The sequence below is a fragment of the Amycolatopsis sp. NPDC006131 genome, assembly GCF_040614175.1.
Lineage (GTDB): Bacteria > Actinomycetota > Actinomycetes > Mycobacteriales > Pseudonocardiaceae > Amycolatopsis_E > Amycolatopsis_E tucumanensis.
In genome coordinates, this window is the sequence record NZ_JBEXTX010000235.1 from 1 (window position 1) to 2048 (window position 2048).

The following is a 2048-nucleotide window of genomic DNA, read 5'->3' on the forward strand; positions in this document are numbered from 1 at the left end:
GTTCACTGTCGTCACCCGGGCGGGTTAGCCAGAACGGGCGCACAATTGTCAGCGGACTTGATTCGGGACTCGCAATGAGGCGGGGCGACGCTGCTCGGGCACCTCGTCACGTTGCTCACCCAGTACGGGGACGCCCCGGACCAGGTGCGGTTGCCTGCGCCGCGGTCGGTCGCGGGCGAGCTGACCTGGTCGTTGCTGCCACCGCTCACCGCCGGGGTGGACGATTTCGTGGTGACGGCTGTCGTCGAGCCGCGGCACAGCGTCAGCGGCGACGCCTTCGACTACTCGCTGTCGGAGACGACCGCGACGCTGCTCGTCCTGGACGCGGTGGGACACGATCAGCGCAGCGGACTGATCGCCGCGACCACGGTGGCCGCGTACCGCAGCGCCCGGCGGGCCGGGCACGGGCTGTTCGAGCTCGCCCGCGTCATCGACGAGAACATCGCGGCCCAGTTCGGGGGGTCGGCCTTCGCCACGGCGGTCCTCGCCGAGGTCGACCTGCCCACCGGGCGGTTGCGTTACCTCAACGCGGGGCACCCGCAGCCGCGGATCATGCGCCGCGGCAAGCTGGTGAAACCGCTGACCGGCGGTGGGCGGCCCCCGCTGGGCCTGGGCAGCGCCGCGCTCGCCATCGGTGAGGAGCACCTGCAGCCCGGTGACTGGCTCGTCCTGCACACCGACGGCATCACCGAGGCACGCGACGCCGGGGGCGCCTTCTTCGGCGAGGCCCGGCTGGCCGACTTCCTGCGGCGGGAGGCGGCGGCCGGCCAGCCGCCGCCGGAGACCGCACGGCGGCTCGTCCACACGATCCTCGACCACCAGGAGGGAGCGCTGCAGGACGACGCGACCGTGCTGCTGGCCTGCTGGGACCCGCACCGGCCCGGACCACCGTAGCGGCCGTCGAGCCGTTCGGCGGCGGGGAACTGGATCAGCGCACCTCGGCGGCCCGGTCCATCCCGGCGCCGAACAGCAGCCCCAGAGCGACCATGCCGACGGCCAGAGCGAGGTGCAGCCAGTTGTCCGCGTTGTTCACCGGCACGAAGTTGGCGGCCGACCCGTGATCGATGACCAGGCCGTAGATCCACAACGCCAGGTAGACGAATCCGCCGCCGATCAAGTACCACTTGGCGCCGCGCACCGACCTGCCCGCGGCCAGACCCGCCACGCCGAAGAGCAGGTGCACGATGTTGTGCAGGATCGAGACCGCGAAGACACCGAGCAACATGGCGCCCGACCGGTGGCCGGCGAAGCCGAGGGTGTCGTAGTCGCTGGTCACTCCGGGGACGAACCCCAGGATGCCCACGACGAGGAACACCGCGCCCACCGCCATCGCCGCCCGCCGCAGTGCGATTCCGAGGTTGCCGCCGAGCCGTTCCTGCCGACTGGTCATGCCCGCTCCCTTCCCCGGCCGTCGAAGACCCGGCCAGGGTTCCACCAACCGGCCCGGCTACACCCCGGGCCGCCGGCAGACATGACGGAGAAACCATGGCGAACAGGGTGATCGTTCACGCGGAGGAGAACGGGCCGGTGTCCGGGTGGGACGACCCCCTGCACGGGACGATCACGTGGCGCACCCTCTTCAGCGGGGACACGACCGGGACCACCGGCTTGACCGCGGGCGCGGCTGAGGTGCCGCCGGGCGGGCTGCTGCGGAGGCACCACCACGAGCCCGCCGAGGTCTACTTCGTGGTGCACGGCCACGGGACGATCCTCACCGAGGAGGGTGAGCACCCGGTCGGTCCTGGCTCTTCGGTCTTCATCCCCGGCGGCGTTCCGCACGGCATCCGCAACACCGGGCCGGTTCCGCTGCGCTTCTGCTACGTCCTGGCGGCCGACTCGTTCGGCGACGTCGAGTACCACTTCGACTGACCGCGCTTCGGATGTCCGATTGTGCGTTTCACCGCGCTGCCCAAGGGGTAGAGCAGCTGAATTGCGCGTGCCGAGTCGGGAGGCAGAGCCGGTGACCGAGACGTTGAAGCCCGTCCGCCCCCAGCCGGTGCCGCGTCCTGCGGTGCATCGCCCGTCGCGTGGTTCGGCGGTGTTGCGGT

The 2048-nt window shown here is 71.3% G+C and carries 3 protein-coding genes; 2 read left to right on the forward strand and 1 reads right to left on the reverse strand.

Going from position 1 to position 2048, the window contains the following annotated elements:
* The first annotated feature begins 111 nt into the window (after window positions 1–111).
* Window positions 112–894, forward strand: a complete 783-nt coding sequence (locus tag ABZ215_RS43630) for a PP2C family protein-serine/threonine phosphatase (protein WP_354956820.1) — start codon at window positions 112–114, stop codon at window positions 892–894.
* Window positions 895–928: 34 nt separating this feature from the next.
* On the opposite strand, the gene ABZ215_RS43635 is transcribed toward ABZ215_RS43630, so the two are convergent.
* The gene (locus tag ABZ215_RS43635; RefSeq protein ID WP_354956824.1) at window positions 929–1330 is read right to left on the reverse strand and encodes a DUF4383 domain-containing protein; all 402 of its coding nucleotides are present in this window, start codon (window positions 1328–1330) and stop codon (window positions 929–931) included.
* A 155-nt stretch (window positions 1331–1485) separates the two neighbouring features.
* Here ABZ215_RS43635 and ABZ215_RS43640 point away from each other — a divergent pair, with 155 nt between their 5' ends.
* Window positions 1486–1869 (forward strand): cupin domain-containing protein, encoded by a 384-nt coding sequence (locus ABZ215_RS43640; protein ID WP_354956822.1) that lies wholly within the window; start codon window positions 1486–1488, stop codon window positions 1867–1869.
* Window positions 1870–2048 lie beyond the last annotated feature (179 nt).

Coding starts and splice junctions, on each gene's coding strand:
- ABZ215_RS43635 (WP_354956824.1), bottom strand. CDS start 1,330: ATGGCGGTGGGCGCGGTGTTCCTCGTCGTGGGCATCCTGGGGTTCGTC.
- ABZ215_RS43640 (WP_354956822.1), top strand. CDS start 1,486: ATGGCGAACAGGGTGATCGTTCACGCGGAGGAGAACGGGCCGGTGTCC.